A 26,108-nucleotide genomic window follows, 5' to 3' on the forward strand; every position below is an offset into this window, starting at 1 on the left:
GGTGGGGAGGCTGCTGACCGTGGCAACGACAATGGGCGGCGTGGACGACAAGAGCCTCACCGAGAACAGCGCCGCGACCAACCGTACGAGCCTGTGGGGTGGCCGCTTCGCCGGCGGCCCCTCCGAGGCGCTGGCCCGGCTGTCCGTCAGCGTGCAGTTCGACTGGCGCCTCGCCCCGTACGACATCGCCGGGTCCCGCGCGCACGCCCGGGTCCTCGCGGGCGCGGGCCTGCTCGACCCGGAGGAGCTGGGCAGGATGCTGGCGGCCCTGGACGACCTGGAGGCCGCCTGCGCCTCCGGCGCGTTCCGGCCCACCGTCGACGACGAGGACGTGCACACCGCCCTGGAGCGGGGGCTGCTGGAGCGCCTCGGCAGCCTCGGCGGCAAGCTGCGCGCCGGCCGGTCCCGCAACGACCAGGTCGCCACCGACCTGCGCCTCTACCTGCGCGACCACGCCCGGGGTGTGGCGGCCCGCCTCGTCGAGCTGGCCGAGGCCCTGGTCGAGCAGGCCGCCCGGCACGTCGACACGGCCGCGCCGGGGATGACCCACCTCCAGCACGCCCAGCCGGTCACCTTCGGGCACTGGCTGCTGGCCCACGTGCAGCCGCTGCTGCGCGACCTGGAGCGGATGCGCGACTGGGACCACCGCACGGCGGTCAGCCCGCTCGGCGCGGGCGCGCTCGCCGGCTCCGGTCTGCCGCTGGACCCGGTGGCCGTCTCCAAGGAGTTGGGCTTCCGCACGTCCTTCGCCAACTCGATGGACGCCGTCGCCGACCGCGACTTCGTCGCCGAGTTCCTCTTCGTCACCGCGCTGATCGGGGTGCACCTGTCCCGCCTCGGCGAGGAGGTGGTGCTCTGGACGTCGCAGGAGTTCGGCTGGGTCGAGCTGGACGACGCGTTCGCCACCGGGTCGTCGATCATGCCGCAGAAGAAGAACGCCGACATCGCCGAGCTGGCCCGGGGCAAGTCCGGCCGGCTCGTCGGCGGGCTGATGGCCGTGCTCACCATGCTCAAGGGCCTGCCCATGACCTACGACCGGGACATGCAGGAGGACAAGGAGCCGGCCTTCGACGCGGTCGACACCCTGGAGCTGCTGCTGCCGGCCCTCGCGGGGATGATCTCCACGATGACGGTACGCGTCGACCGCCTCGCCGCCGCCGCCCCCGTCGGCTTCTCCCTGGCCACCGAGGTCGCCGACTGGCTGGTCCGGCGCAACGTGCCGTTCCGCGACGCGCACGAGATCACCGGCAGGCTGGTGGCGCTCTGCGCCGTCCGCGAGTGCGCCCTCGACGAGGTCTCCGACGCCGACCTGGCGGCGGTCAGCGAGCACCTCGACCCGTCGGTGCGCGACGTGCTGTCGGTGCGGTCGGCCCTGGCCGCCCGGACCACCCCCGGCTCCACCGGCCCGGGGCCGGTCGCCGACCAGCTCGCCATCGCCGCCGACAAGCTGACGGGCTGGCGGGAGTGGGCCGCCGAGACCGTCGTGCCCCGCTGACCTCCCCGTCACCCCGAAGGCCCTCCGGCGCGCTGCCGGAGGGCCTTCCGCATGCTGCCCACCGCCCCCCTCACCCCACCCCACCCCACCCCTGCTGCCCGCCCCGCCCGCTGCCCCGCCCCGCCCTGCCCCTCCCCTCCCCTCCCCGCGGCGATCTTGCACTTTGGGCCCGGGTAAAAGGGGTGAAACGCCCGTCCGTGGGGCCGCAAGTGCAAGATCGCCGCGCGGTGGGGGATGGGCCAGGGGTGCGGCAGGGCTGGGTGTGGTGCGGGTGCCCGGGGGAGCGCGCTCGGTCAGGGGAAGAGTGGCGTCGGTGCGACGCCGATGCCACTCTTTCCGGGACTGAGCACGATCTTGGGCGCCAGCCTTGGGCCCTTCGCCCGGAGACGTGCCCGTGGCGGTGGCCGAGGCAGTGTCCCCGCTGGCCCAGTCGTCGGGATCAGGCGGCCGGGGGAGTCGGGCGCTCGCGGCGCGGCAGCTTCGCCACCACCGCCTCGTAGGAGGTGTCCACCGCCTCGCGCAGCTCGTCGTCGTCGATCGCCCCGGCCAGCCGCAGGCTGTTCCAGCCGAACCGCCCGACGTGCGAGGACGCAACCGCGTCGCCGGGGAACCGGTGCAGCCACTCGTCGGCCAGCTCCCGGGTCGGGGCGCACTTGAGGCCCACCCGGTCGTCGGACTCCGGGCCGAGAAAGGCGAAGATCTTGTTCCCGACCTTGACCACCACCTCGGCGTCCCACGGCTGGTCGAGCCACGCGCCGGGCTTGCCCAGGCAGTACGCCATCAGCTCCGCGCGGTCCATCACGCCTCCCCGTCGTTGTCGGTGCCGGTGTGCGGGTCGCCGCCGACCCGGCCGGTGAGTCGTTCGTGGCGCTGCCGGGCGGCCTGTGCCGAGCCGAGTCCCAGCCCGTGGCCGATCGCCTGCCAGGTGAGCCCCCGGTCGCGGGCGAGCCGCAGCAGGCCGGCCTCCAGCGCGTCCACCTCGGCGCGCAGGTGCGGCACGAGGGTGAGCGCGGCGACCAGGTCGGCCTGGTCGACCGGCTCCTCGCCGGCGGCCAGCTCCGCGCCACCGGCGGCGAGCGCGGTCACCAGGGCCACCGCCTCGTAGGGGTCCAGCACGTGCGGGTGGGCGTAGCGGCGGCGGCGCGCGTCGTCGGCCGCGTGCCGCCCGGCGATCCGGGTCAACGCGGCGTGGGTGCGGTGCGCCCGCGCCCGCCCCGGATCGGGCGCGGCGAACGGTTCCTGCTGCTCGGCGGTCATGCCCCGATCTCAGCACCATAAACGATCCGTTGTCAACAGTCTGTTTATAGGCGGCGCGGTGATCGACTTCAGGTCGGGCGGCATGGGGGTGCCCCGGCTCGGGGAGGCCCCCCACGTCGCCGACCTGGCGACGCCCATCCCCGCCCCGCCCGCCCGTCGCGGGCGTACCCCACTCATGTCCGGCCCGGCCGGGCACGCCCACCCGCGGCGCGCAGGTCAGGTCAGGGCGTACGGCCAAGACCCCGCCGGCTGCTGCGGGGCACGTGCCGACGGTAGGCGCTGACGGTCGGGTCGTCGGCGATCCAGAATCGCCAGGCCAGATCGTGCGCAGCGGTTACACCGACCCGGGGACCAGCCAGGACGCGTTCGTCCGGGACCGGCTCAGCCGGAGGATGCAGGGTCAGCGGGCCGGTGCCGTCGACGACCGACGTCCCGTAGGCCGTCAGCTGCACGTCGAGCGCCGCGACGAAGCGGGCCGGCCCGGAAGCGAGGTCGACGTCGCGCTTGGTCGCCGGCCGTCGGGAGCGGGCCAGGTCGACGCCGTGCACGACCTGCCCGGCCCGCAGGAGAACTGCCGCAGGCTCCCCGGCCGGTCCGCAGGTCACGTTCGCGCAGGTGTGCAGCCCGTAGATGCGGTAGAGATAGAGGTGGCCCGCTGCGCCGAACATGGCGGCGTTACGCGTGGTGCGGCCGCGGTGGGCGTGGCTGGCGGGGTCCTGCCCCAAACCCAGATACGCCTCGGTCTCGGTGATCCGGATGGTGACGCCGTTGGCGACGGCCAGCCAGCCGAGGAGGGTGCGTGCCGTTTCGGCGACGGCAGCCGCGGGCGCACCGAGCCAGGCGTAGGTCATGCTCCCAGGAAAGCAGACGGTGGGATCACCTGGTTTGCGGGCATCGAGCCCCGGCGGACCACGTGGCGCGGTGGCACACCCGGGCGGGGCTGCGCGTCAGGGGTGCCGAGGGCGTGTGGCCCCGCGGAGGGGCCTCGCGTGCTTCAGCGGGCCAGGCGGTCCAGCAGCTCGCCGAGCAGTCCGCGTTCGCCGGGGGTGAGGTCGCCCGGGTCGTCGTCGGCCAGCGCGCGCAGCGTCAAGGCCGCGCTTGCGCGGGTGGTGGGGGTGTCGGCGGACGGAGTGTGCAGGACGCCGGCCAGCGCGGCCTCGCGGACGCGTCCGGACAGCCCGAAGTCCGGCTCCGGCTGGCTGATCAGGGTGAGCGTGACGCCGACGTTGGCGGCGAGCACCTGTTCGGCGGCGTCGTCCGCCGGCACCCTGAGCATGCCCCGGGCGGCGGCGGCGGTGAGTCGCTCCCGCAACGCGGCGTGTGCGGGAGCGGTGATGGCGCAGGGCCTTCCCGGCTCGACGCGGCCGTAGAGCAGCCCGTAGAACGACGGGTGCTCCAGCCCGAACCGCACGTGCCTGTCCCAGCCCTCGCGCAGGTCGTCCAGCGGGTCGCCGGAGCTCTCGACCGCCGTGTACTGGGTGAATCCGTGGTTCGCCACGGCGTCGATCAGGCCCTGCTTGCTGCCGAAGTGGTGGTACAGCGTCGGGGCCTGCACCCCGGCGCGGTCGCACACCGCCCGCGTGGACACCGTGCCGCCGCCCTGCAGCAGTTCCGCTGCGGCGAGCAGGAGTCGATCTCGTGCGTTCTGCATGGTTGCTATAGTAGCTTACATAGCGCTATAGTGCTCTCTATAGCGAGAGGGGAAGTCCATGAGGACTTGGTTCATCACGGGCGGGACGCCCGGAGGGTTCGGCCTGGCCTACGCCGAGGCCGCGCTGGCACGGGGCGATCAGGTCGTGGTGACCGCGCGCCGGCCGTCTGAACTGCAGGAATGGGCCGAGAAGCACGGCGACCGGGTGCAGGTTCTCCCGCTCGACGTCACCGACCCCGCGCAGGTACGAGCGGCGGTCGACGCGGCCGAGGAGCGGTTCGGCGGGATCGACGTGCTCGTCAACAACGCGGGCCGGGGCTGGTTCGGCTCGGTCGAGGGATCCCCGGACGAGACGATCCGCCGCACCTTCGACCTCAACCTGTTCGGCGTGGTCGACGTGGTCCGCGCGGTCCTGCCCGGCATGCGGGCGCGCGGCGACGGCTGGATCGTGAACATGTCGTCGGTGGCGGGCCTCGTCGGCGCGCAGGGCTTCGGCTACTACTCGGCGGCGAAGTTCGCGCTCGAAGGGCTGTCGGAGACGCTGCGCCAGGAAGTGGAGCCGTTCGGGGTGCGCGTGCTCGTCGTGGAGCCGGGAGCGTTCCGCACCAAGGCCTACGCCGGCTTCCAGAACGAGCCCGTCGACGAGACCGTCGACGCCTACGTGCCGATGGTCGAGGGCGTCAAGGCGGCGTTCGTGGACCAGGACGGCAAGCAGGCGGGCGACCCTGAACGCGGGGTGCAGGCCGTGGTCACCGCGATGGACGCAGCCGTTCCGCCACACCGGATCGTGCTCGGCAACTCCGGCTACGACGTCGTCGTCGCGATGCACGAGAACGCACTCGCCGAGTTGCGCGCGAACGAGAAGCTCTCCCGCAGCGCGGACTTCTGAGCCCGTCGCCAGACGTTGCCGTCTGCCACCCGCGGGGTCGCCGCCCGCATCGTCACCGTGCTGCTCAGGCGCGGCAAAGATCCGCCGGGACGTGTCCGCACCCCGGCGCCTGAAAGAACCGGAGAACAGACATGAACGACATCACCCTGCCCAAGGCCGTCGAGAACTTCATCGCGGCCAACAACGCGCACGACGCGACCGCGCTGGCCGCGGTCTTCGGCGCCGGTGCCACCGTGCGTGACGACGGGAGAACCTGGGCCGGCGGGGCCGAGATCCGCGCGTGGATCCAGTCGCACCTGATCGACCCCAAGGTCGTGATCACGCCGACCTCGTTCGCGGGTGACCGGTTGGTGGCCTCCGGGGATGGTGACTTCCCCGGGGGGCCGCTGTCCTTCGCGTTCGTTTTCGGCATCGAGGACGACCACGTCACCGCGCTCGCGATCGACCCCGTCTGACGGAAACACCGGCCGGGGCGGCCCTCGGGGTCGCCCCGGCCGGGCTCGGGCGGAGATCGACATGGTCGAGCGGTCTGCTGCCGCTGACCTGCGGCTGGACCCCGGTGCTGCCGGTGCGTCGCCCGGTTTCTGTCGGACCCGGTGGTGATAATCACGCCATCCGGCTCCCGGCTCCGCGAAGGACGTGCCATGACGACCCTGCTCGCGATCGGCACCGGCAAGGGCCTCTTCCTCGCCACCAGCACCGACGGCCGCCGCACCTGGGAGCTCAGCGGCCCCCACCACCCCATGACCGGGGTCTACGCGGTGGCGGTCGACACCCGGCGCGAGGTGCCCCGGGTGCTCGCCGGGGTGACCAGCTCCCACTTCGGGCCGAGCGTGGCCACCAGCGACGACCTGGGCGCGTCCTGGCAGGAGCCCGAGCAGGCCCCGGTCGCGTTCCCGCCCGACACCGGGGCGAGCCTCGGCCGGGTCTGGCAGCTCACGCCCGCCGGGCCGGCGGAGCCGGACGTGGTCTGGGCCGGCACCGAGCCGTCGGCGCTGTTCCGCTCGACCGACGCGGGGCGCACCTTCGAGCTGGTCCGTGCGCTGTGGGAGCACCCGCACCGGGAGCAGTGGGGCGCGGGCTTCGGCGGCCAGGCGGTGCACACGGTGCTGCCGCACCCGCACGACCCGGCCCGGCTCGCGGTGGCCATGTCGACCGGCGGGGTCTACCACTCCGCCGACGCGGGCGCGAGCTGGACGCCGGGCAACACGGGCATCCGGGCCTACTTCCTGCCCGACGAGTGGCCCGAGTTCGGCCAGTGCGTGCACAAGGTCGCCCGGGACGCCGGCGACCCGGAGCGGCTCTACGCGCAGAACCACCACGGCGTCTACCGTTCCGACGACGGGGGCCACACCTGGGTGTCGATCGCCGCCGGCCTGCCCAGCGACTTCGGCTTCCCGATGGTGGCCCACCCCCGCCGCCCCGGGGTGATCTGGTCGTTCCCGCTCGCGGCCGACTCCCGGCGCTTCCCGGTCGACGAGCGCTGCCGGGTCTACCGCTCGACCGACGCGGGCGGGACGTGGGAGGCGCTCTCGGCGGGCCTGCCCGCCGGACCGTTCTACCCGGCGGTGCTGCGCGACGCGATGTGCGCCGACGACGCCGACCCCACCGGCGTCTACTTCGGCACCCGCTCCGGCGAGGTCTACGCCAGCCGCGACGAGGGCGACTCCTGGTCCCTGGTCGCCGCCCACCTGCCCGACGTGCTCTGCGTCCGCGCCGCGGAGGTCTGAGTGGTCACCGTCCTGGTCCCGGGGCCGCTGCGCGGCGAGGTCGGGGGCGCGACGCGGCTCACCGTCACGGCGGCGGGCACGCTGCGCGACGTCCTCGACGAGCTGGCGCAGCGGTGGCCCCGGCTGGCCCGGCGGCTGCGCGACGAGCGCGGCGAGGTGCGCCGGCACGTCAACGTCTACGTCGACGGCGAGGACTGCCGCCACCTGGGCGGGCTGGCCGCGCCGGTCCCGCCGGGCGCGGAGGTGCAGGTGCTGCCGTCGGTGGCCGGGGGCTGACACCCACGTTCCCGCCCCACCTGGCCGTTCCTACCCCACCTGGCCCCGCCCACGGCCGCCGGCCCGGCCCGGCGTCCGCCGTCGGCCAGGCCCCACGGCCGCCCCGGTTCCACCACCGGCCCGGCCCCGTCGCGCCCGGTCAGCGGGACCGGGACCCCCCGCCCGGCGGAATAGTTGACTCGTCAAATATGTTGTGCGCTGCGTCCGGGGCCGGAACGGTCCGGCAGCCACACGAGGAGTCGTCATGCAGTTCGGGGTCTTCACCGTCGGAGACGTCACCGTCGACCCGACCACCGGGCGGGAGCCGTCGGAGCACGAGCGGATCAAGGCGATGGTGACCATCGCGCGCAAGGTCGAGGAGGTCGGCCTCGACGTCTTCGCCACCGGTGAGCACCACAACCCGCCGTTCGTGCCGTCGTCGCCCACCACCATGCTGGGCTGGATCGCGGCCCGCACCGAGCGGCTGCTGCTCTCCACCGCCACCACCCTGATCACCACCAACGACCCGGTGAAGATCGCCGAGGACTACGCGATGCTCCAGCATCTCGCCGACGGCCGGGTCGACCTGATGCTCGGCCGGGGCAACACCGGCCCGGTCTACCCGTGGTTCGGCAAGGACATCCGGGCCGGCATCCCGCTGACCATCGAGAACTACGACCTGCTGCGCCGGCTCTGGCGCGAGGACGTGGTCGACTGGTCGGGCAAGTACCGCACCCCGTTGCAGTCGTTCACCTCGACGCCGCGCCCCCTGGACGGGGTGCCGCCGTTCGTGTGGCACGGCTCGATCCGCAGCCCCGAGATCGCCGAGCAGGCCGCCTACTACGGCGACGGTTTCTTCGCCAACCACATCTTCTGGCCCAAGGAGCACACCCAGCGGATGGTCGGCCTCTACCGGGAGCGCTTCGCCCACTACGGGCACGGCTCGCCGGACCAGGCGATCGTCGGCCTCGGCGGCCAGGTGTTCATGCGGCGCAACTCGCAGGACGCGGTGCGGGAGTTCCGCCCGTACTTCGACAACGCCCCCGTCTACGGCCACGGGCCGGCGCTGGAGGACTTCATGGCGCAGACCCCGCTGACCGTCGGCAGCCCGCAGCAGGTGATCGACCGTACCCTCGGCTTCCGCGACTACGTCGGCGACTACCAGCGGCAGCTCTTCCTGATCGACCACGCCGGCCTGCCGCTGAAGACCGTGCTGGAGCAGCTCGACCTCCTCGGCGAGGAGGTGGTCCCCGTGCTGCGCCGGGAGTTCGCCGCGCTGCGCCCCGCGCACGTGCCCGACGCCCCGACGCACGCGTCGCTGAAGGCCGCCCGGGACGCCGCCGCGGTGGCCGACGCCGCCGCCGACGGGACAGCCGACCCGGCCGCCGACGACCACGCCGACCCCGTCGGTGCCGGCGCGGAGGCGGGGCGATGAGCCGCCGTACCCTCGCCGTGGTCTCCGCCGGGCTCTCCCAGCCCTCGTCGACCCGGCTGCTCGCCGACCAGCTCGCCGCGGCCACCCGCGACGGGCTGGCCCGGCACGGCGTCGAGGTGGAGCTGCGCCCGATCGACCTGCGCGATCACGCGCACGACGTGGTCAACCACCTGCTCACCGGCTTTCCGCCGCCCGCCCTGCGCGACGCGCTGGACACGCTCGCCGCAGCCGACGGCGTCGTGGCGGTCACGCCGATCTTCAACGCGTCCTACAGCGGCCTGTTCAAGTCGTTCTTCGACCTGATCGACGCCACGACGCTGGCGGACCGGCCCGTGCTGATCGCCGCCACCGGCGGCACCGCCCGGCACTCCCTCGCCCTGGAGCACGCCGTGCGGCCGATGTTCGCGTACCTCAAGGCGGTGGTCGTGCCCACCGCGGTCTTCGCCGCCACGGAGGACTGGGCGGCCGCGGCGGCCGAGGGCGCCCTGCGCTCCCGCATCGTGCGCGCGGCCGGCGAACTGGCCGACCAGGTGGCGCGCCGGCCCCCGGCCGCGCCGCCCGACCCGTTCGCGCTCACCGCCGGCTTCGACGAGCTGCTCGCCGGCCGCGACCCCGCCTGACCGCCGGCGCGGCGTCGGCGGCCGGCCGGGGCGCGGCGTCGGCGGGCGGCCATCCGGGTCACGCCTCGTCGGCCGGCTGCGGGCGGGCGACCAGCACCGGACAGTGCGCATGCTGTACGAGCGCCTGGCTGACCGAGCCGAGCACGAGGCCGACGAAGCCGCCACGTCCGCGCGAGCCGACCACCACCAGGGCCGCGTCCCCGCTCAGCTCGATCAGGGCGCGCTCGGGCTTGGCCGCCCGCACCGGCCGCCGCTCGACGGCCAGGCCCGGGTGGGCGGCCGTCACCTCGGCGGCGGTGGCGTCGAGCAGGTCCGCCGACTCCGCCCGTGCCGCCGTCCCGGACTCCGCCACCTCGTCCGGCACCGGGCCGGCGTCGTCGGCCGTCGCCACGTGCACCAGCACCAGGCCGGCGCCCCGGCGGGCCGCCTCGTCGGCGGCGAGCACCGCGGCGAGCCGCCCCGGCTCCGACCCGTCCACCCCGGCGACCACGGGCCCACCGACCGGGATCGGCTGCTCCTCGGGCCGCACCACGAGCACCGGGCAGTGCCCGTGCCCGGCCACCTGCGCGCCGACCGAGCCGAGCAGCAGGCCGGCGAAGCCGCCCAGGCCCCGGCTGCCGACCACCACCAGCTCCGCCCGCCGGGACTCCGCCACCAGGGTCGCGGCCGGACCCCCGGCCACCTGCCGCGTCTCGACGGCGACGCCGGGCCAGCGCCCGCGCAGCTCCTCCGCCGTCCGGTCCAGCATCCGCCGGGCCTCCTCGGTGGGCGCGGGCAACCCCATGTCGTACGGGTTGAGCGGCACGCCGTAGCCGAGCGGATGCAGGTAGCCGTGCACCAGCAGCAGCGGCCGGGACCGCCAGGCGGCCTGCTGCGCCGCGTGCTCGGCGGCGACCAGGCTCGACGGGGATCCGTCCACCCCCACCACGACAGGTCGGTTCATCAGCGCTCCCGGTGCTCGATCACAGGTCATTGTCGGCGCGGCCCCCGCCCGGCACCAGCATTTGCCCGGACACGCCGCGCCGCGTGTGCGGCCCGGGGGTGCAGCGCCGCGGGTGCAGCGCCGCGGGTGCAGCGCCGCGGGTGCAGCGCCGCGCCGCGCGTGCAGGCGTTAGGAAGGGCCCCTTCCTATGCAGAATGCGTTAGGAAGGGGCCCTTCCTTGCACCTCACCGGTGGTGGCGGACGATCGCCAGGGGGGAGGCGGCGTGGTGCAGCACGGCGTGGCTGACCGAGCCGAGCAGCAGCCCGCCCCACGCGCCCCGGCCGTGCGCGCCGACGACCGTGAGCTGCGCCGTCCGGGACGCCTCGACCAGCACCCGGGCCGGCGTGCCCCGGACCAGGCGGCGGTGCACCGTCACCTCCGGGTACCGCTGCGACCAGCCGGCGACGGACTCGGCGAGCACCCGTTCCTCCTCCTCGGCGATCGCGTCGAGGTCGTACGCCAGGGGCAGCACCGCGCCGGGGGCGGCCGGGGTGGGGAAGAGCCACGCGTGCACGACCACCAGGTCGGTGTCGCGGCGCGCCGCCTCCTCGAAGGCGAACCCGATCGCCTCGTCGGACAGCGCCGAGCCGTCGACGCCCACCACCACGGGTCCGTCGGCGCGGGCCTCGCCGCGTATCACGAGCACCGGGCAGTCGGCGCGCGCCGACACCCCGATCGCCGCCGAGCCGACCAGCAGCTCGCCGAAGCCGCCCAGACCCCGCGAGCCCAGCACCACCAGGGCCGCGTCGCGGGACTCCCGCAGCAGCACCGGGACGGGGGAGCCGTCGACGAGCTCGCCGGTCACGTCCACCTCGGTGGAGACCTTCTTCGCCTCGGCGACGGCGTCGGCGACGACCTGCTCCGCGTAGTTGCGCAGCCCGGCGTCGGGCGGGCCGCCGGGGGCCGGCCCGAGCGGCGTGCCGAGCAGCGGCCAGATGAAGGCGTGCACCACCCGCAGCGGGCGGTGCCGCGCCTCGGCCTCCCGGGTCGCCACCCGCACCGCGTGCAGCGCGGAGTCGGAACCGTCCACGCCCACCACGACGGGGGCACCGGATCTGATGGTCATCACGTCCTCCTTCTTCCGCTTCCAGCCTGCCCCGACCCGGCCGCGCCGGTCAGGGCCGCCGGACCCGGTCGCCGGGCCGTTGGTCCCGGTCCGGGCGTCCCGGCCCGTCGGGCGTCGCCTCGGGCGGGCCGCCCGAGGCGCTGCGGGGCCGCAGCAGGCGCAGCACCAGCCCGGGGAGGACGGCCACGGCCGCGCAGGCGAGCAGGTCCGTCGCGCCGAGCGGGTCGGTGCCGAGCAGCACCCGCAGCGGCTCGACCAGCACGCCGGCCACCTGCAACAGCGCCGAGACGGCCACCGCGACCAGCAGCGCCGGGTTGCCCGCCCGCCCGGCCTCGGCGCCGGCGTCGCGCCGCGCCGGCCGGGGGGACCGTACCGCCAGCGCCACCCCGAGCTGGGCCAGCCCCAGGACCACGAAGACCACCGACTGCCAGGGCCGGTCCCAGTGGGCGGCGAGCACCCCGGCGCCGAGCGCCACGGCCGCGATCAGCGCCCCGGTGAGCAGCACGTCGCGTCCCAGGCCCGCGCCCAGCACCGACTCCTGCGGCGAGCGGGGCGCGCGGCGCAGGGTGCCCGGCTCGGCCGGCTCCGCGCCGAGCGCCACCCCCGGCACCCCGTGGGTGAGCAGGTTGATCCAGAGGATCTGCGCCGGCAGCAGCGGCACGGCCAGCCCGCACAGCGGGCCGAGCAGCATCACCGCGATCTCGGCAACCCCGCCGGAGAGGGCGTAGCGCAGGAACCGGCGGATGTTGTCGTAGCTGCGTCGCCCCTCGCCGATCGCGGCGGCGACCGTGGACAGGTCGTCGTCGACCAGCACCAGGTCGGCGGCCTGGCGGGCCACCTCCGTGCCGCCGCCCATCGCCACCCCGATGTCCGCGCGGCGCAGCGCGGGCGCGTCGTTGACGCCGTCGCCGGTCATCGCCACCACGTGCCCCTGCGCCTGCAACCCGGCGATGATGTCGAGCTTCTGCTCCGGCTGGGTCCGCGCGTACACCCGGGCCGCCGGGTGTGCGTCGGTCACGTCGCCGTCGTCGCCCCGCACCACCGGGTCGCCGTCGCGCCACAGCCCGAGCTGCCCGCCGATCGCGGCGGCCGTCGCCGGGTGGTCGCCGGTGACCAGCAGCAGCCGTACGCCGGCGGCGTCGAACCGGCGCGCGATCTCGGCGGCCCCGGCGCGCAGCGGGTCGCCGACCGCGACCAGCCCCACCGGGCGCAGCCCGGTCGGCGCGGCCGGGTCGGGGACCGTGTCCACCAGCGCCGCCGCGACCGCGAGCACCCGTAGCCCGGCCCCCGCCAGCTCGTGCGCCCGCGCGGTCAGCGCCGCGATCTCCCCGTCGTCCGCGTCGAGCAGGGGCGCGGCGAGCACGTTCTCCGGCGCGCCCTTGCACACCACCAGCCAGCGGCCGTCGCAGGACCGGTGCACCGTCGTCATCCGCCGGTTCGCCTGGTCGAACGGGTGCTCGGCGACCCGGGGCCACGCGGCCCGGGTCAGCGCGGGGTCCAGCCCGCACCGGCCGGCGAAGGCCACCAGCGCCGCCTCCAGCGGGTCGCCGACCGCCGCCCACCCCGGCCGCTCGTCGGTGGGCGGGGCCAGCGCGGCGTCGTTGCAGAGCAGCCCGGCCCGCGCCAGGCGGCGCAGCTCGTCGGGTACGCCCACCGCCCCGCCCGCGCGGCGCACCGTCCCGCGCGGCTCGTAGCCAGAGCCGGTCACCTCGTAGCCCGCGCCGTCGACGGTCACCGCCCGCTGCACCGCCATCCGGCCCTCGGTGAGCGTGCCCGTCTTGTCGGACGCGATGACGGTCACCGAGCCCAGCGTCTCCACCGCGTGCAGCCGCCGGGGGATCGCGCGCGCCGTGGCCATCCGCCGCGCCCCCAGCGCCAGGGCCAGGGTCACCACGGCCGGCAGCGACTCCGGCACCGCCGCGACGACCAGGCTCACCGCCGTGATCGCCATGTCCACCACGGGCCGGCCGCCGAGCACGCCGATGCCGAAGACCAGCGCGGACAGCCCCACCGCGAGCAGGCCCAGCAGCCGGCCCAGGCCGGCGAGCCGGCGCTGCATCGGGGTGGCGCCGGGGCGGGTGGCCGACACCAGCGCGCTGATCCGGCCCAGGGCGCTCGCCGGGCCGGTGCGGACCACCGTCCCGGTGCCCCGGCCCACGGTCACCACCGTGCCGGCGGCGACCTCCTCGCCGACGTCCCGGCTCACCGGCACCGACTCGCCGGTCAGCGCCGACTCGTCCAGGTGCAGCCGGCTGGCCCGCTCCAGCCGCAGGTCGGCCGGGACGACGTCGCCGGCCTCGACGCGTACCAGATCGCCACGGACCACGACGGAGGCCGGCACGATCAGGTCCGCGCCGTCGCGGACGACCCGGGCGGTCGGCGCGGCGAGCTGGTCCAGCGCGGCGATCGCGCGGTCCGCGCGGACCTCCTGTACCACCCCGATCGCGGTGTTCACCAGCACCACCAGCGCGATGACGGCGGTGTCCGGCCAGTCGCCGAGCACGCCGGTGACCACGGCCGCGGCCAGCAGGAGCGCCACCAGCGGGTCGGCGAGCTGCCGCAGCACGCGGGTCGCCAGGTGCCGGCGCCGCGGCCGGGCGACGCTGTTGGGTCCCTCGGCGGCCAGCCGCGCGGCGGCCTCGGCGGCCCCCAGGCCCGTCGGCGCGGCGGGGACGTCCGGCGTGGCCACGCGGGGCCGGGTGTCAGCGAGCACCGCTCCGCTCCCGTCCGACGGGTACTGCCACCACTGACCTCCCTGTCCGCGCGGCGCGTCACCGGGCACGCCGTCCCCCTCCACCGTCGCGCCGCCGCCCGGCGCGGCGGCAGAGGCGTTTCTCCCAGGTGGCCCGGGACCAACGGCCCTGACGCCGCGGGCCGCACAGGAGTCGGATGGGAGGCAGGACGATCGACAAGGAGGTCGAAGATGTCCACCGTCACGAAGTTCAGGGGCGGCGGCACGCTCGCGCCGTTCGACTGGACCAACCTGTCCTGGCTGCCGATGCTGGCCCCGACCATCAGGGTCGAGGACTACCTCGACGGCGACCGGTACGTGGTGCGCGCCGAGCTGCCGGGCGTCGACCCGGCCAAGGACGTGCGGATCACCCTGACCGGGGAGAACCTGCGGCTGGACGTGGTGCGCCGGGAGAGCCACGCCGACAAGGTCCGCACCGAGTTCCACTACGGCTCCTTCTCCCGGCTGGTCCCGCTGCCGGCGGGGCTGAAGCAGGAGACCCTCCGGGCCGCGTACGCCGACGGGATCCTGGAGATCACCGCCACGGTCGGCGAGCCGGAGCCGGCCGCCCGGGAGATCCCGATCACCGTCGAACACGGCGCCCACTGAGGTGACCACGGGGCCCGGCCGCGCGCCGGGCCCCTCCCACGACGAGGAGACCCGCCGATGACCCCGCTGGACATGCTCCGCGAACACCCGTTCCTCACCGGCGTGCCCGAGGAGTGGCTGCCCCGGCTCACCGGGTACGCCCGCCCCGTCGTCTGGCACCCCGGGCACCGGCTGTTCCGGGCCGGTCAGCCCGCCGAGCGGTTCTGGCTGGTCCGGGGCGGTGAGGTGGCCCTGGACTTCCCGGTCCCCGGGCGCGGCGACGTGGGCATCGACACGATCGGCCCGGGCGGGGTGCTCGGCTGGTCCTGGCTGTTCCCGCCGTACCGGTGGCAGTTCGGCGCGGTCGCCGTGCGCCGCACCCCGGCCGTGGAGTTCACCGCCGCCGGGGTGCGGCGGATGATGGAGTTCGACGACGCGTTCGGCCGGCAGCTCACCACCCGGTTCATGAGCGTGGTGGTGGACCGGCTCCAGTCGGCCCGCATCCGCCTGCTCGACCTCTACGGCTACCCGACGGCCCTGCCCCCGACGGGCTGACCCGGACCTCGGGCCGGGTTCTGGCCCGGTTGGCCCCTCGGGCGCGCCGTCCGGCGGGGGCGGCTCCTGCCGGCGCATAGGGAGCTGAGTCGAAAACGACATCACACACGGGTGATGACGTGGATGACTCAGCTCCCTATGCGCCGTCTCGCGGCATCGCCGGCCCTGTCCCACGGCCTCGCCCCGGCTGCGGACCCTGGCCCCGGCCGACCATCCCCGCGACCGGACGTCACCCGGCTTCGGTGGCGCCTCGGACGGCGTCGCCGTCGACGCGGCGGTGCACGATCAGCTCGTCGACCTCCAGCCGACCGATGCGCAGCTCCCGGATCACCGCCCGGCGGACCACCAGCCGCCCGATCGCGACGACGGCCAGGGCGCTCGCCCCCACCGCCAGCGCCCCGACGGCCATCGCCCCCGCGGAGAGCGCGCCCACCGCCCGCGCCCCCGTCGCCTGGGCGCCGGTGGCCGCCGCGCCCGTCGCCCGCGCCGGGGCCAGCCGGCCCAGGACCCGATGAGACGTCCGTGATTCCCTCATGGCACCCGATCCTGTCATGATCCCGCGACCCGGCGGGCCGACGTCCCGGGACTGCCGGGCGCTCAGGTGACCGTCAGGCCCCGGGCGGCGAACTGGCCGCGTACCCGCTCCAGCAGCTCCGGCGTGGGCGGCTCGGTGCCGGCGAGGGGGAACGTCAGGCCCAGCTCCGCGTACTTGTGCGCGCCGAGCCGGTGGAACGGCAGCACCTCCACCCGTTGCAGGCTGGGCAGTTCGGCGGCGAAGTCGGCGACCCCGGCGACGTTGTCGGGCGCGTCGGTGAGGCCGGGCACCAGCACGAACCGGATCCAGATCGGGGTGCCCCGGGCCGCGAGCCGGCGGCCGAAGCGCAGGGTCGGCCCGATCTCCCCGGTGCGGGTCACCCGCCGGTACGTCGCCGGGTCGCGCGACTTGACGTCCAGCAGCACCAGGTCGGTGGCGTCGAGCAGGGCGTCGTCGGCGCGTGCGCCGAGGAAGCCGGAGGTGTCCAGGGCCGTGTGCAGGCCCAGCGCGTGACAGCGGCGCAGCACCTCGCCGGTGAACCGTGGCTGCATCAGCGGCTCGCCGCCGCTGATCGTCACCCCGCCGCCGGCCACCGAGATGAACCGCCGGTACCGCTCGACCTGGGCCATCAGCTCGTCGATCGTGCGGTGCCGGCCGCTGCGCCGGTACCAGGTGTCCGGGCTGTGGCAGAACCGGCAGCGCAGCGGGCAGCCGGCCAGGAACGCCACGAACCGGGTGCCGGGGCCGTCCACCCCGATCGACAGGTCCCACGAGTGCACGGCCCCGGTCAGCTCCCGCCCGGCTGCGGCGGGCCCCCGCCCGACCCGCGCCGGCAGCGGCGCGGCCCCGGCCGGCGGGGCGTCTGCCCCGCCGGCCCGGCCGGTCGCCAGCGGCCCGGTCACAGCGAACCGTGGAAGGTGCGGGACACCACGTCGCGCTGCTGCTCCGGCGTGAGCCGGACGAAGTTCACCGCGTACCCGGAGACCCGGACGGTGAGCTGCGGGTAGCGCTCCGGGTGGGCCATCGCGTCGAGCAGGGTGGCCCGGTCCAGCACGTTGACGTTGAGGTGGAACCCGCCCGCGTCGGCGTACCCGTCGAGCACCCCGGCCAGGTTGGCGATCCGCTCGTCGCGGGTGTGCCCCAGCCCGTCGGGGGTGACCGTGCCGGTCAGCGAGATCCCGTCGCGCGCCGCGGCGTACGGCAGCTTCGCCACCGACAGCGCCGCCGCGACGAGGCCGTGGGTGTCCCGCCCGTTCATCGGGTTCGCGCCCGGGGCGAACGGCTCGCCGGCCCGCCGCCCGTCGGGGGTGTTGCCGGTGTGCTTGCCGTACACCACGTTCGAGGTGATGGTGAGCACCGACATGGTCAGCTCCGCGTCGCGGTAGGTGCGCTGCCGGCGCAGCTTCTCCGCGAACGTCTCGACCAGCCACACCGCGATCTCGTCGGCCCGGTCGTCGTCGTTGCCGTAGGTGGGCGGCTCGCCCTCCACGGCGTAGTCGACGGCCAGGCCGGTGGCGTCGCGCAGCACCTTCACCTTTCCGTACCGGATGGCGGCGAGGCTGTCCACCGCCACCGACAGCCCGGCGACGCCGGTGGCCATGAACCGGTGCACCGGGTGGTCGTGCAGCGCCATCTCCAGCCGTTCGTAGGCGTACCGGTCGTGCATGTGGTGGATGACGTTGAGCGCGTCCACGTACGTCTCGGCCAGCCAGTCCAGCGTCCGGTCGTACGCGGCGAGCACCTCGTCGTAGTCGAGCGTCTCGCCGCCGACCGGCGGGGCGGGCGGGGCGACCTGGTCGCCGGTCAGCTCGTCCCGGCCGCCGTTGATGGCGTACAGCAGCGCCTTGGCCAGGTTCGCCCGCGCCCCGAAGAACTGCATGTCCTTGCCGACCCGCATCGCCGACACGCAGCAGGCGATCGCGGTGTCGTCGTCGTACGCGGGCCGGATCAGCTCGTCGTTCTCGTACTGGATGGCGCTGGTGTCCAGCGACACCTGGGCGCAGAACCGCTTGAACCCCTCGGGGAGCCGGGGCGACCACAGCACGGTCAGGTTCGGCTCCGGCGCCGGCCCGAGGTTGTAGAGGGTCTGCAGGTAGCGGAAGCTGGTGCGGGTCACCAGCGGCCGGCCGTCGGCGCCGATCCCGCCGAGGGACTCGGTGACCCACGTCGGGTCGCCGGAGAAGAGCTGGTCGTACTCGGGGGTGCGCAGGAACCGCACGATCCGCAGCTTGATCACGAAGTCGTCGACCAGCTCCTGCGCGCCGGCCTCGTCCAGCCGCCCCTCGGCGAGGTCCCGCCGCAGGTAGGCGTCCACGAAGTTCGCGGTCCGCCCGAGCGACATCGCCGCCCCGTTCTGCTCCTTCGTGGCGGCCAGGTACGCGAAGTACAGCCACTGGATCGCCTCACGGCCGGTCGTGGCCGGGCCGGAGACGTCGTACCCGTAGGCGGCGGCCATCTCGGTCAGCTCGCCGAGGGCGCGGATCTGCTCGGCCAGCTCCTCCCGCTCGCGGATCACGTCGTCGGTCGACGGCCGGTCGTCCAGGGCCGCCTTCAGCGCCCGGCGCTCGGCGACGAGCCGGTCCACCCCGTACAGGGCCACCCGCCGGTAGTCGCCGATGATCCGGCCCCGCCCGTACGCGTCGGGCAGGCCGGTGATGACGTGCGAGCGCCGCGCCGCGAGGACGTCCGCCGGGTACGCGTCGAACACCGCGTCGTTGTGCGTCCTGCGGTAGCGGGTGTAGATCCGGTGCACCGCCGGGTCCGGCTCGTAGCCGTACGCCCGCAGCGCGGTCTCGACCATCCGCAGCCCGCCGGCCGGCATGATCGCCCGGCGCAGCGGCGCGTCGGTCTGCAACCCGACGATCAGCTCCCGGTCGGCGTCGACGTACCCGGGGGCGTGGGCGGTGATCGTGGACGGGGTGGCCGCGTCGACGTCGTACACGCCGCGGCGGCGCTCCTCGCCGAACATGTCGGTGAGCCGTCCCCAGACCGCCAGGGTCCGCTCGGTCGGGCCGGCGAGGAACCCGGCGTCGCCGGTGTACGGCTCGTGGTTGCGGCGCACGAAGTCCGCCACGTCGATCGTGGTGCGCCACGCCCCGTCGGCGAAGCCCCGCCACGGGTCGCGGACGTGCTCGGTGCCGGTCATCGTCGTGTCCTTCCGGTCGGTGGGGTGGCGGTGCGCGGCTGGTCGGCGGCCGGCCGACCGGCGCGGGCTGGCCGGCAGGTGGGTACCGGCCGGCCGCGGGCGGCTCACGGCCGCAGCACGAGGCGGGCGGCGACCCGGCCGGCCAGCACGTCCTCGATCGCCTCGTTGATCTCGTCGAGCTTGCGCACCTCGTACGCGACGTGGGTGCGGCCGGCGGCGTGCAGCCGGAACACCTCGGCCAGGTCGGCGCGGGTGCCCACGATCGAGCCGACGACGGTGATGCCCTTGAGCACGGTCTCGAAGACCGGCAGGGTGATCTCGTTGTCCTTCGGCAGCGACACCAGCACCAGCCGGCCGCCGCGGCGCAGGCAGCGGTGCGCCTGCTCGACGACGCGCGGGTCGGCGGCCAGCACGATCGCCACGTCCACCCCGCCGAGCGCGGTGATCGCCTCGACCGGGTCGACGTCGGTGGCGTCGACGGTGTGCGTCGCGCCGAGCGAGGCGGCGAGGGCCAGCTTCTCGGCGGTGACGTCGACGGCGACCGTCTCGCCGCCGAACAGCTGCGCGTACTGCTGGGCGAGGTGGCCCAGGCCGCCGATGCCGAAGACCGCCACCCGGTCGCCGGGCCGCACCCCGGCGACCTTCACCGCCTTGTACGTGGTGACGCCCGCGCAGGTCAGCGGGGCGGCCTCGGCCGGGTCCACCCCGGCGGGGACGGCGACGGCGTAGCGGGCGGACGCGACCGCGTACTCGGCGTGCGCGCCGTCGAGGGTGTACCCGGTGTTGCGCTGCGCCTCGCACAGCGTCTCCCACCCGGTGACGCAGTACCCGCAGGTCCCGCACGCCCAGCCGAGCCAGGGCAGGGCCACCCGGTCGCCGACGGCGTGCTCGGTCACCCCCGCGCCGATCCGCTCGACGATGCCGACGCCCTCGTGCCCGGGGACGAACGGCGGGTTCGGCTTGACCGGCCAGTCGCCGCGCGCGGCGTGGATGTCGGTGTGGCACAGGCCGCTGGCCTCGATCCGGACGAGGATCTCGCCCGGGCCCGGCTCCGGCACGGGCAGGTCGAACATCTCCAAGGGACGGTCGAACGCGGTGACGACACTCGCACGCATCGGGGGCCTCCCAGCTCCGTTGTCGCTTCCACCCTCAATCTGCTCCGTCCACCCCGCCGGAGGCAGAGTCCCCGGACCACCCCACCCGGGACCTTCGCCCCCCACCCCCATCCAGCCCGGTGATCAAGAGGTTTGCGTCCCGGCCGGGGCGAAACCTGACGCAAACCTCCTGGTCAACTCATCGACGGTGGGAGTCGGGGAGGCGGTGGGCGCGCAGGACGTGGGCCCACCAGGGGCGGGGGCCGGTCGAGCGCAGGGCCGGGGCGCGGACGCCGCGCAGGCTCACCCATCCGCCCGGCCCCATCCGCACCGTGCCGATGGCCGGCGGGCGACGCCGGCTGGCGACCACCGCCACCGCGGCGGTGACCAGCCCGACGGCCAGCGCGCCGGTCGCCGCGGCGAGCACCCGGTCCGGGTCGGCCAGCGTGCGGTAGCGCACCCGGCCACCGGCGAGCACGAAGGCCCCGACCGGCCGGCCGTCGCGGGCCACCGGCACCACCGCGGCCGGCGCGGCGCCGGGCAGGACGAGCACGGGGCCGACCTGCCCGGCGGACCGGTGCCCGGCCTCCGGGCACGCCTGCGCCGAGGACGGCAGCACCGCCGGAGCCTGCGCCGGCTGTGCCTGCGGTGCCGGTTCCTGCGCCGCCGGTTGCTGCGGCGAGGGCGCGGGCGGGCGCGCGGGCGGGGACAGTGGGGCGGGTCCGGTGGCGTTCAGGATCGCGGTCATGGCGCGACCTCCGTTCGGTTGTCGGGTCAGCGGCTGTCGGACGGCGCGCCGGCCGGGTGCGCCGCGGCCCGTCCGGCGTGCGGGAACGTCGTCCCCCTCCTTCGTAGCGGGCCGCCGCGGGCCGTCGACAGGGCCGGATGGGACCACCGCCGGGCCGGAGGTCCCGGCCTGTCGGAGCCCGCCGGTACCCTGCCCGGGTGACCGCCGAGGATCTCCGCCCGCCCGCCGCGACCGGCGAGGCCGTGCGCCTGCGCCCGGTGCGCGACGACGACCTGCCCCACTTCTTCGCCTTCGAGCAGGACGCGCAGGCCAACTGGGTGGCGGCGTTCGGCCCCGTCGACCCGGCCGACCGGGCGGCGTTCGAGACGCACTGGCGGCGCATCCGCGCCGACCCGGCGATCGTCACCCGCACCGTCACCGTCGACGACGCGGTCGTCGGCCACGTGGCCGCCTTCCCCGTCGACGACCAGACCGAGGTCAGCTACTGGATCGACCGGGCCCGCTGGGGCCGCGGCCACGCCACCGGGGCCCTCGCCGCCCTGCTGGCCGAGCTGCCGCGCCGCCCGGTGCGCGCCCGCGCCGCCAAGGACAACGCCGCGTCCCTCGCCGTGCTGCGCAAGTGCGGCTTCGTCGTGGTCGGCGAGGACTCGGGGTACGCCAACGGCCGCCGCGCCGTCGTCGAGGAGTGGGTCCTCGAGCTGGCCGCCTGAGCGCCGGCACCCGCCGGCACCGCCCCACAGCCGGCCTGAGCTGGGCGGGCACTAGTCTCGCGGGGTGAACTGGCTGGACTTGATCGGCTGGACCGGCTCCGCGCTGCTGGTCTGGTCCCTGCTACAAGCGCGCATCCTCCGCCTGCGCGCCCTCAACCTCGTCGGCTGCGTCGTGCTGATCGGCTACAACGCCGCCCTCGCCGTGTGGCCGATGGTCGGGCTGAACGTCGTGCTCGCCGTCATCAACGTGTGGTACCTGCGCAGGATGCTCGCCACCCGGCACGACGAGCAGACGTACCAGGTGGTCGAGGTGGGCGTCGACGACCAGTTCCTGGCACACACCCTACGCGTGCACGCCACCGACATCGCCCGGTTCAACCCCGGCTTCCACTGGGGCGAGCACACCGCCCGCCGCTCCGCGTTCCTGGTCGTCCGCGCCGACGAGGTGGTCGGGGTGGTCCTCTCGCACGCCGAGGGCGACGACACCGCCCAGGTCGACCTCGACTACGTCACCCCGCCGTTTCGCGACTTCACCCCCGGCGAGTTCGTCTACCGGCGCAGCAGCCTCTTCACCGACCGGGGATTCCGCCGGGTGGTCAGCCCGCCGGGCATGGTCGCCCCCTACTACCACCGGCTCGGCTTCCGCGCCGAGGACGACGCGTACGTGCTCGACCTGCCCACCGCCGGCCGGGCCTGACCGGCCCCGACGGGGCGGGCGACCGGCCGACACGCCGGCACCGACCCGGCCGTCGGCGGGCGGAGGATTCGCCGAGACTCCGACGGGGCACAGAGGGGCCTACGTCGTCCCGGGCCCGCCGGGCGGCGCCGCCGGCCGTCGCGGCCGGGGCCGTCGGAGCGAGGGAGAGAACCGGGCGTGCAGAGCTACTGGAGCCAACTGGCCCTGGTCGGAGTCCTGGTCGTCCTCAACGCGATCTTCGCCGGCAGCGAGATGGCGCTGGTCTCGCTGCGCGACAGCCAGGTCCAACGGTTGGAGCGCAGCGGCCGGGCCGGCCGGGTGCTGGCCCGCCTCGCCCGGGACCCGAACCGCTTCCTCGCCACCATCCAGATCGGCATCACCCTCGCCGGTTTCCTCGCCTCGGCCGCCGCGGCCGTCTCCCTGGCCAAACCCCTCGTGCCGCTGCTCGGCGTGTTCGGCTCCGCCGCCGAGACGGTCGCCATCGTCGCGGTCACCCTGGCGCTGACGTTCGTCACCCTCGTCTTCGGCGAGTTGGCCCCGAAGCGGATCGCCATGCAGGCCGCCGAGCGCTGGGCGCTGCTGGTGGCCCGCCCGCTGGACCTGCTCGCCAGCTTCACCCGCCCCGCCGTCTGGGCGCTCGGCGCGACCAGCGACCTGGTGGTCCGCCTCGTCGGGCTCGACCCCAGACACGAGCCGGACGAGATCGGCCCCGACGAGCTACGCGACATCGTCGCCGGCAACCACGGCTTCACCAAGGAACAGCGGACCATCATCGCCGGGGCGGTCGAGATCGCCGACCGGCGGCTGCGCGCGGTGCTCGTACCCCGGTTGCAGGTCTTCACGCTCGACAGCGGCACCACCGCGGAGGCCGCGCGGCTGGTCCTGGCCGCGACCGGGCACTCCCGGGCGCCGGTGGTGCGCCACGGCGGCCTCGACGACGCGGTCGGCGTGATCCACCTGCGCGACCTGGTCGGGGTGCCCGACGACCGGCCCGTCGACGAGTGCGCCCGCCCGCTCATGCTGTTGCCCGACTCGCTGCCCGTGGTCGACGCGTTGCGCCAGTTCAAGGCGGAACGTCAGCACATCGCCCTCGTCGTCGACGAGCGCGGCGCCGTCGACGGCATCGTCACGCTGGAGGACATCCTCGAGGAGATCGTCGGCGAGATCTACGACGAGACGGACCGGGACGTGCGCGCCGTGCGCACCGAGGACGACGGCGCGATGCTGCTGCCCGGCACCTTCCCCGTGCACGACCTCGTCGACGTCGGCGTGGAGCTGCCCGGCCGCCCCGCCGGCGACTACACGACCGTCGCCGGCCTGGTCCTGACCCTGCTGGGACACATCCCCACCGTGCCGGGGGAGGACGTCACCATCGACGGCTGGGCACTGGAGGTCGCCGACATCGACCAGCGGGCCATCACGTCCGTACGGCTGCGCCGCGTCGCCGCCCCGACCGAGCCCGACGCCGACGCGGAGCCCGACGCCGAGCCAGCCCTCGACCCGGCCCGGAGCTGACCCTCAGCCGGGCCCCGCCGGTCCCGCCGGCCGCCCGGGCGGATCCTCCGGCGGCGGCCGGTGCTGCTGCTGCGGCGGCTGGTCCTGCGGTCCCGGTGGCCGGTCCTGCGGCTGCTGCGGCCGGTCCTGGGGTCCCGGCGGCCGGCGCGGGTGCGCCGCGCCGAACGGGAAGCCGGGCACCGGCGGCACCAACCGGACCGCGTCGGCCGGCACCTGGCGGCTGCTGCCGCGCAGCGCCCGCGCGACCAGGCGGACCAGCCACGGCCCCGACGGGTGCCGCTCCGCGCCGATCAGCCGCCCGCTGACCCGGGCGTACCAGCGCCCGGCGACGACCAGGTCGGTCAGCCGCAGCCGCCCGTCGGGAACCACCCCGCGCACCACCACGTCCACCACCCGGCCCAGCCGCCGGCCGTGCAGGTCGTACGCGGTGCGGCCGAGCAGCTCACCCGCTCGCACGGTCGGCCCCCGGGATCCGGTCGATCAGGTGCCGGCGCAGCCACCGCTCCACCGGCGCGGACGGCAGGTCGTCGAGGCAGACGCGCAGCCGCACCGCGCTGTCCACCCGCGCCACCAGCCGGTACGGGATGCGCAGCGGCGTCACCGCCCGGTCCTCGGTGAACCGGACGGCCACCGCGACGAGGAGCCGGCCGACCCGGCCCCCGATCCGCTGCCCGAGCGCCGCCTGCCCGGTGAGCAGGGCGGCCACGTACGGCACCCCGTCCGCGTCGACGGCGAACTCCACGTCGTCGACCTTGCCGACCAGCCGGCCGTCGCGGTCGACGATCTGCCGGTCGAGCAGCCGCCGGCCGAGCTGCATCCTCACCGGCCCATCCCCGTCGCCACCGCCAGCGGGACCGCCGCCACCGCCGCGACCACGATGACCAGCAGGAACACCATCCCCAGCAGGTTCGCCAGCGGCCCGTTGACCCGGTCGCCCAGGTACGTCCGGTCGTTGGCCACGATCAGGATCGGCAGGTACGTCAGCGGCAGCACCACCGCGCTGAGCACCAGCATGTGCTCCGTCAGCGTCACCGGGTCGACAGTCGTCAGCAGCACCAGCACCCCGAGCAGGACGCTGACCAGCAGCACGCTGTGGAACCGGGCCGCCTCGCGGGGACTCACCCGCTTGCCCCACTGCCAGCCGAAGTACTGCGCGGCGGCGTACGCGGCGGACAGCCCCGTCTCCAGCGCGGCCCCGAACGTCACGGCGAAGAACGCCAGCGCCGCCACCACCAGCCCCGTCGCCCCGAACGCGAGGACCGCCGGCTGCGCCACCTGGGCGAGCGAGTCCGGCGACGCCCCGCCCGGGTGGTACACCACCGCCGCCGTGGCCATCAGCGACAGGGCGAGGAACCCGCCGACGGGGAACCCGATCAGCACGCTGGACCGGGCGTCGGCCAGGTCGGCGGCGCTCCACCGCTCCTCCACCGCGCCGGAGGAGAAGAAGAACACCTCGTACGGGCTGACCGTGGAGGCGAACAGCGCCACCGCCACGAACCAGTACGTCCCCCAGCCCTGCCCCGCCGCCCCGCCGTGCACCGCCGACCGACCGAGCTCCGCCCAGTCGGTCGGCAACCGGAACAGCGCCGCCGCGAACCCCACCAGGGCCAGCCCGGCCAGGCCGAACACCCGTTCCATCAGCTGGAAGCGCATCCGCCACAGCACCAGCCAGACCGCCGCCGCGGCCACCGGCACCCAGAGCAGGTAGCTCAGCCCGGAGGCCAGTTGCAGGGCCAGCCCGACGCCACCCAGCTCGGCGGCGAGGGTCAGCACGGTCACCAGGTAGGACGCCACCAGGTTCAGCAGCGCCACCCGGGGCCCCAGCCGCTCCCGGACCAGGTCGAACACCGCCCGGCCACTCACGGCCGCGACCCGGCCGGCCATCTCGGCGTACGCGCAGATGCCCACCACCCCGAGCAGCAGCACCCAGGCGTGCGCCATGCCGAAGCGCGCCCCCGCCTGGCTCGCCGCCACCAGGTCCCCGATGTCCACGAACCCGCCGACGGCGGAGAGCACGCCGAGCGTCGCGGCGAGGAGCTTCCTCACCTCGGGCGCGGGTCGACAGGTGCCATCGCCGCGACGATATCGGGACGTAACGCGCCTCAGGCCCCGAACCGCACCTCAGGCCCGAATCGGGCAGCGGCGGCGCGGGAGGCGGGGGTCAGCCGCCCGTGAGGTTCTGCAGGCGCACCTGACCCCGGGAGACCAGCCGCCCCGCGTCGTCGGAGATCTCCACCTGCCAGAGCTGCTGGCTGCGGCCCCGGTGCACCGGAGTGCCCACGGCCGTCAGCTCGCCCTCGCGGACCGCACGCAGGAAGTCCGTCTGGTTCGACACCCCGACCACCCGGCCCTGCCCGCCCAGCCACAGCGCGCCGCCGATGCTCGCGGCGGTCTCCACCACCGCGCAGT

28 protein-coding genes (1 of these 28 running past the window's edge) are annotated in these 26,108 nt (G+C 75.4%); 12 read left to right on the plus strand and 16 right to left on the minus strand.

Annotated elements, in window-relative coordinates; all coding sequences use genetic code 11:
- Window positions 1–31 precede the first annotated feature (31 nt).
- Complete coding sequence (argH, locus tag HDA31_RS09580) at window positions 32–1,495, plus strand: argininosuccinate lyase (protein WP_074478597.1); 1,464 nt, start codon at window positions 32–34, stop codon at window positions 1,493–1,495.
- Between the two features lie 439 nt (window positions 1,496–1,934).
- On the opposite strand, the gene HDA31_RS09585 is transcribed toward argH, so the two are convergent.
- The 4 genes from HDA31_RS09585 to HDA31_RS09600 form a co-directional block, all read right to left on the minus strand.
- A complete protein-coding gene (locus HDA31_RS09585) occupies window positions 1,935–2,294 on the minus strand; it encodes an MmcQ/YjbR family DNA-binding protein (RefSeq protein ID WP_074478595.1) in 360 nt (119 codons plus the stop codon).
- Window positions 2,294–2,752 carry a DNA-binding protein gene (locus HDA31_RS09590; protein ID WP_178065531.1) on the minus strand — a complete coding sequence of 153 codons (459 nt, stop codon included), beginning with the start codon at window positions 2,750–2,752 and terminating at the stop codon, window positions 2,294–2,296. Before HDA31_RS09590 ends, HDA31_RS09585 begins: the two co-directional genes overlap by 1 nt.
- Before the next feature lie 221 nt (window positions 2,753–2,973).
- Window positions 2,974–3,603 (minus strand): DNA-3-methyladenine glycosylase, encoded by a 630-nt coding sequence (locus HDA31_RS09595; protein ID WP_178065530.1) that lies wholly within the window; start codon window positions 3,601–3,603, stop codon window positions 2,974–2,976.
- A gap of 143 nt (window positions 3,604–3,746) precedes the next feature.
- Window positions 3,747–4,403, minus strand: a complete 657-nt coding sequence (locus HDA31_RS09600; RefSeq protein WP_178065529.1) for a TetR/AcrR family transcriptional regulator — start codon at window positions 4,401–4,403, stop codon at window positions 3,747–3,749.
- A gap of 58 nt (window positions 4,404–4,461) precedes the next feature.
- Here HDA31_RS09600 and HDA31_RS09605 point away from each other — a divergent pair, with 58 nt between their 5' ends.
- From HDA31_RS09605 to HDA31_RS09630, 6 genes are all read left to right on the plus strand, one after another.
- Complete coding sequence (locus HDA31_RS09605; protein ID WP_178065528.1) at window positions 4,462–5,292, plus strand: oxidoreductase; 831 nt, start codon at window positions 4,462–4,464, stop codon at window positions 5,290–5,292.
- Between the two features lie 131 nt (window positions 5,293–5,423).
- Window positions 5,424–5,747 carry a nuclear transport factor 2 family protein gene (locus tag HDA31_RS09610; protein WP_178065527.1) on the plus strand — a complete coding sequence of 108 codons (324 nt, stop codon included), beginning with the start codon at window positions 5,424–5,426 and terminating at the stop codon, window positions 5,745–5,747.
- 189 nt (window positions 5,748–5,936) lie between these two features.
- Window positions 5,937–7,022, plus strand: a complete 1,086-nt coding sequence (locus HDA31_RS09615) for a WD40/YVTN/BNR-like repeat-containing protein (protein ID WP_178065526.1) — start codon at window positions 5,937–5,939, stop codon at window positions 7,020–7,022.
- Window positions 7,023–7,298 (plus strand): ubiquitin-like small modifier protein 1, encoded by a 276-nt coding sequence (locus HDA31_RS09620; protein WP_178065525.1) that lies wholly within the window; start codon window positions 7,023–7,025, stop codon window positions 7,296–7,298.
- A gap of 244 nt (window positions 7,299–7,542) precedes the next feature.
- Window positions 7,543–8,712, plus strand: a complete 1,170-nt coding sequence (locus HDA31_RS09625; protein WP_178065524.1) for an LLM class flavin-dependent oxidoreductase — start codon at window positions 7,543–7,545, stop codon at window positions 8,710–8,712.
- The gene (locus HDA31_RS09630) at window positions 8,709–9,332 is read left to right on the plus strand and encodes a CE1759 family FMN reductase (RefSeq protein WP_178065523.1); all 624 of its coding nucleotides are present in this window, start codon (window positions 8,709–8,711) and stop codon (window positions 9,330–9,332) included. Before HDA31_RS09625 ends, HDA31_RS09630 begins: the two co-directional genes overlap by 4 nt.
- Window positions 9,333–9,390: 58 nt before the next feature.
- Here the strand turns inward: HDA31_RS09630 and HDA31_RS09635 are convergent, their stop codons facing one another.
- From HDA31_RS09635 to HDA31_RS09645, 3 genes are all read right to left on the minus strand, one after another.
- The gene (locus tag HDA31_RS09635) at window positions 9,391–10,275 is read right to left on the minus strand and encodes a universal stress protein (protein ID WP_178065522.1); all 885 of its coding nucleotides are present in this window, start codon (window positions 10,273–10,275) and stop codon (window positions 9,391–9,393) included.
- A gap of 224 nt (window positions 10,276–10,499) precedes the next feature.
- Window positions 10,500–11,381 (minus strand): universal stress protein, encoded by an 882-nt coding sequence (locus HDA31_RS09640; RefSeq protein WP_178065521.1) that lies wholly within the window; start codon window positions 11,379–11,381, stop codon window positions 10,500–10,502.
- Between the two features lie 49 nt (window positions 11,382–11,430).
- Entirely contained in the window at window positions 11,431–14,094 is a 2,664-nt protein-coding gene (locus HDA31_RS09645) for a cation-translocating P-type ATPase (RefSeq protein ID WP_219824928.1), read from the minus strand.
- A 210-nt stretch (window positions 14,095–14,304) separates the two neighbouring features.
- Here HDA31_RS09645 and HDA31_RS09650 point away from each other — a divergent pair, with 210 nt between their 5' ends.
- Together HDA31_RS09650 and HDA31_RS09655 are read left to right on the plus strand one after the other, a co-directional pair.
- Window positions 14,305–14,721: an Hsp20/alpha crystallin family protein gene (locus tag HDA31_RS09650; RefSeq protein WP_178065520.1), complete on the plus strand. Its 417-nt coding sequence runs from the start codon at window positions 14,305–14,307 to the stop codon at window positions 14,719–14,721.
- Between the two features lie 57 nt (window positions 14,722–14,778).
- Window positions 14,779–15,255, plus strand: a complete 477-nt coding sequence (locus HDA31_RS09655; protein ID WP_178065519.1) for a cyclic nucleotide-binding domain-containing protein — start codon at window positions 14,779–14,781, stop codon at window positions 15,253–15,255.
- Window positions 15,256–15,484: 229 nt separating this feature from the next.
- Here the strand turns inward: HDA31_RS09655 and HDA31_RS09660 are convergent, their stop codons facing one another.
- From HDA31_RS09660 to HDA31_RS09680, 5 genes are all read right to left on the minus strand, one after another.
- Window positions 15,485–15,790 carry a hypothetical protein gene (locus HDA31_RS09660; protein ID WP_178065518.1) on the minus strand — a complete coding sequence of 102 codons (306 nt, stop codon included), beginning with the start codon at window positions 15,788–15,790 and terminating at the stop codon, window positions 15,485–15,487.
- A gap of 62 nt (window positions 15,791–15,852) precedes the next feature.
- Complete coding sequence (gene pflA / locus HDA31_RS09665; RefSeq protein WP_376701372.1) at window positions 15,853–16,692, minus strand: pyruvate formate-lyase-activating protein; 840 nt, start codon at window positions 16,690–16,692, stop codon at window positions 15,853–15,855.
- On the minus strand, window positions 16,689–18,935 hold the full coding sequence (gene pflB / locus HDA31_RS09670) for a formate C-acetyltransferase (protein ID WP_178065517.1): 2,247 nt from the start codon (window positions 18,933–18,935) through the stop codon (window positions 16,689–16,691). The genes pflA and pflB overlap by 4 nt, the downstream gene beginning before the upstream one ends.
- A 104-nt stretch (window positions 18,936–19,039) precedes the next feature.
- Window positions 19,040–20,050 (minus strand): alcohol dehydrogenase catalytic domain-containing protein, encoded by a 1,011-nt coding sequence (locus HDA31_RS09675; protein ID WP_178065516.1) that lies wholly within the window; start codon window positions 20,048–20,050, stop codon window positions 19,040–19,042.
- 178 nt (window positions 20,051–20,228) lie between these two features.
- Complete coding sequence (locus HDA31_RS09680) at window positions 20,229–20,777, minus strand: hypothetical protein (RefSeq protein WP_246383984.1); 549 nt, start codon at window positions 20,775–20,777, stop codon at window positions 20,229–20,231.
- A gap of 137 nt (window positions 20,778–20,914) precedes the next feature.
- Here HDA31_RS09680 and HDA31_RS09685 point away from each other — a divergent pair, with 137 nt between their 5' ends.
- From HDA31_RS09685 to HDA31_RS09695, 3 genes are all read left to right on the plus strand, one after another.
- The gene (locus HDA31_RS09685) at window positions 20,915–21,487 is read left to right on the plus strand and encodes a GNAT family N-acetyltransferase (protein WP_178065515.1); all 573 of its coding nucleotides are present in this window, start codon (window positions 20,915–20,917) and stop codon (window positions 21,485–21,487) included.
- Between the two features lie 64 nt (window positions 21,488–21,551).
- Window positions 21,552–22,184 carry a hypothetical protein gene (locus HDA31_RS09690; RefSeq protein ID WP_178065514.1) on the plus strand — a complete coding sequence of 211 codons (633 nt, stop codon included), beginning with the start codon at window positions 21,552–21,554 and terminating at the stop codon, window positions 22,182–22,184.
- Between the two features lie 177 nt (window positions 22,185–22,361).
- Window positions 22,362–23,699: a hemolysin family protein gene (locus HDA31_RS09695; protein ID WP_178065513.1), complete on the plus strand. Its 1,338-nt coding sequence runs from the start codon at window positions 22,362–22,364 to the stop codon at window positions 23,697–23,699.
- A 3-nt stretch (window positions 23,700–23,702) separates the two neighbouring features.
- Here HDA31_RS09695 and HDA31_RS32085 read toward each other — a convergent pair whose 3' ends face one another.
- The 4 genes from HDA31_RS32085 to HDA31_RS09715 all read right to left on the minus strand — a co-directional run.
- On the minus strand, window positions 23,703–24,155 hold the full coding sequence (locus HDA31_RS32085; protein ID WP_246383982.1) for a PRC-barrel domain containing protein: 453 nt from the start codon (window positions 24,153–24,155) through the stop codon (window positions 23,703–23,705).
- Window positions 24,142–24,516: a hypothetical protein gene (locus tag HDA31_RS09705; protein ID WP_221487175.1), complete on the minus strand. Its 375-nt coding sequence runs from the start codon at window positions 24,514–24,516 to the stop codon at window positions 24,142–24,144. Before HDA31_RS09705 ends, HDA31_RS32085 begins: the two co-directional genes overlap by 14 nt.
- A gap of 2 nt (window positions 24,517–24,518) precedes the next feature.
- Window positions 24,519–25,745 (minus strand): NRAMP family divalent metal transporter, encoded by a 1,227-nt coding sequence (locus HDA31_RS09710; RefSeq protein WP_178065511.1) that lies wholly within the window; start codon window positions 25,743–25,745, stop codon window positions 24,519–24,521.
- Between the two features lie 115 nt (window positions 25,746–25,860).
- Window positions 25,861–26,108, minus strand: the 3' portion of a protein-coding gene (locus HDA31_RS09715; protein WP_178065510.1) for a PaaI family thioesterase. Its footprint extends 142 nt past the window's final position; 248 of the gene's 390 nt are visible here — the last part of the coding sequence; its start codon lies off the right edge, out of view; the stop codon is at window positions 25,861–25,863.

Origin of the sequence: Micromonospora carbonacea (genome assembly GCF_014205165.1) — a bacterium.
Classification (GTDB): domain Bacteria; phylum Actinomycetota; class Actinomycetes; order Mycobacteriales; family Micromonosporaceae; genus Micromonospora; species Micromonospora carbonacea.

Excerpts from the sequence above, each read along its gene's own strand:
- HDA31_RS09650 (WP_178065520.1), top strand. The coding sequence starts at position 14,305 with ATGTCCACCGTCACGAAGTTCAGGGGCGGCGGCACGCTCGCGCCGTTC.
- HDA31_RS09615 (WP_178065526.1), top strand. The coding sequence starts at position 5,937 with ATGACGACCCTGCTCGCGATCGGCACCGGCAAGGGCCTCTTCCTCGCC.
- HDA31_RS09585 (WP_074478595.1), bottom strand. The coding sequence starts at position 2,294 with ATGGACCGCGCGGAGCTGATGGCGTACTGCCTGGGCAAGCCCGGCGCG.
- HDA31_RS09660 (WP_178065518.1), bottom strand. The coding sequence starts at position 15,790 with ATGAGGGAATCACGGACGTCTCATCGGGTCCTGGGCCGGCTGGCCCCG.
- HDA31_RS09705 (WP_221487175.1), bottom strand. The coding sequence starts at position 24,516 with ATGCAGCTCGGCCGGCGGCTGCTCGACCGGCAGATCGTCGACCGCGAC.
- HDA31_RS09655 (WP_178065519.1), top strand. The coding sequence starts at position 14,779 with ATGACCCCGCTGGACATGCTCCGCGAACACCCGTTCCTCACCGGCGTG.
- HDA31_RS09680 (WP_246383984.1), bottom strand. The coding sequence starts at position 20,777 with ATGACCGCGATCCTGAACGCCACCGGACCCGCCCCACTGTCCCCGCCC.
- HDA31_RS09635 (WP_178065522.1), bottom strand. The coding sequence starts at position 10,275 with ATGAACCGACCTGTCGTGGTGGGGGTGGACGGATCCCCGTCGAGCCTG.
- HDA31_RS09675 (WP_178065516.1), bottom strand. The coding sequence starts at position 20,050 with ATGCGTGCGAGTGTCGTCACCGCGTTCGACCGTCCCTTGGAGATGTTC.
- HDA31_RS09605 (WP_178065528.1), top strand. The coding sequence starts at position 4,462 with ATGAGGACTTGGTTCATCACGGGCGGGACGCCCGGAGGGTTCGGCCTG.
- HDA31_RS09590 (WP_178065531.1), bottom strand. The coding sequence starts at position 2,752 with ATGACCGCCGAGCAGCAGGAACCGTTCGCCGCGCCCGATCCGGGGCGG.
- HDA31_RS09600 (WP_178065529.1), bottom strand. The coding sequence starts at position 4,403 with ATGCAGAACGCACGAGATCGACTCCTGCTCGCCGCAGCGGAACTGCTG.
- HDA31_RS09595 (WP_178065530.1), bottom strand. The coding sequence starts at position 3,603 with ATGACCTACGCCTGGCTCGGTGCGCCCGCGGCTGCCGTCGCCGAAACG.
- argH (WP_074478597.1), top strand. The coding sequence starts at position 32 with ATGGGCGGCGTGGACGACAAGAGCCTCACCGAGAACAGCGCCGCGACC.
- HDA31_RS09640 (WP_178065521.1), bottom strand. The coding sequence starts at position 11,381 with ATGACCATCAGATCCGGTGCCCCCGTCGTGGTGGGCGTGGACGGTTCC.
- HDA31_RS09630 (WP_178065523.1), top strand. The coding sequence starts at position 8,709 with ATGAGCCGCCGTACCCTCGCCGTGGTCTCCGCCGGGCTCTCCCAGCCC.
- HDA31_RS09685 (WP_178065515.1), top strand. The coding sequence starts at position 20,915 with ATGGGACCACCGCCGGGCCGGAGGTCCCGGCCTGTCGGAGCCCGCCGG.
- HDA31_RS09610 (WP_178065527.1), top strand. The coding sequence starts at position 5,424 with ATGAACGACATCACCCTGCCCAAGGCCGTCGAGAACTTCATCGCGGCC.
- pflB (WP_178065517.1), bottom strand. The coding sequence starts at position 18,935 with ATGACCGGCACCGAGCACGTCCGCGACCCGTGGCGGGGCTTCGCCGAC.
- HDA31_RS09625 (WP_178065524.1), top strand. The coding sequence starts at position 7,543 with ATGCAGTTCGGGGTCTTCACCGTCGGAGACGTCACCGTCGACCCGACC.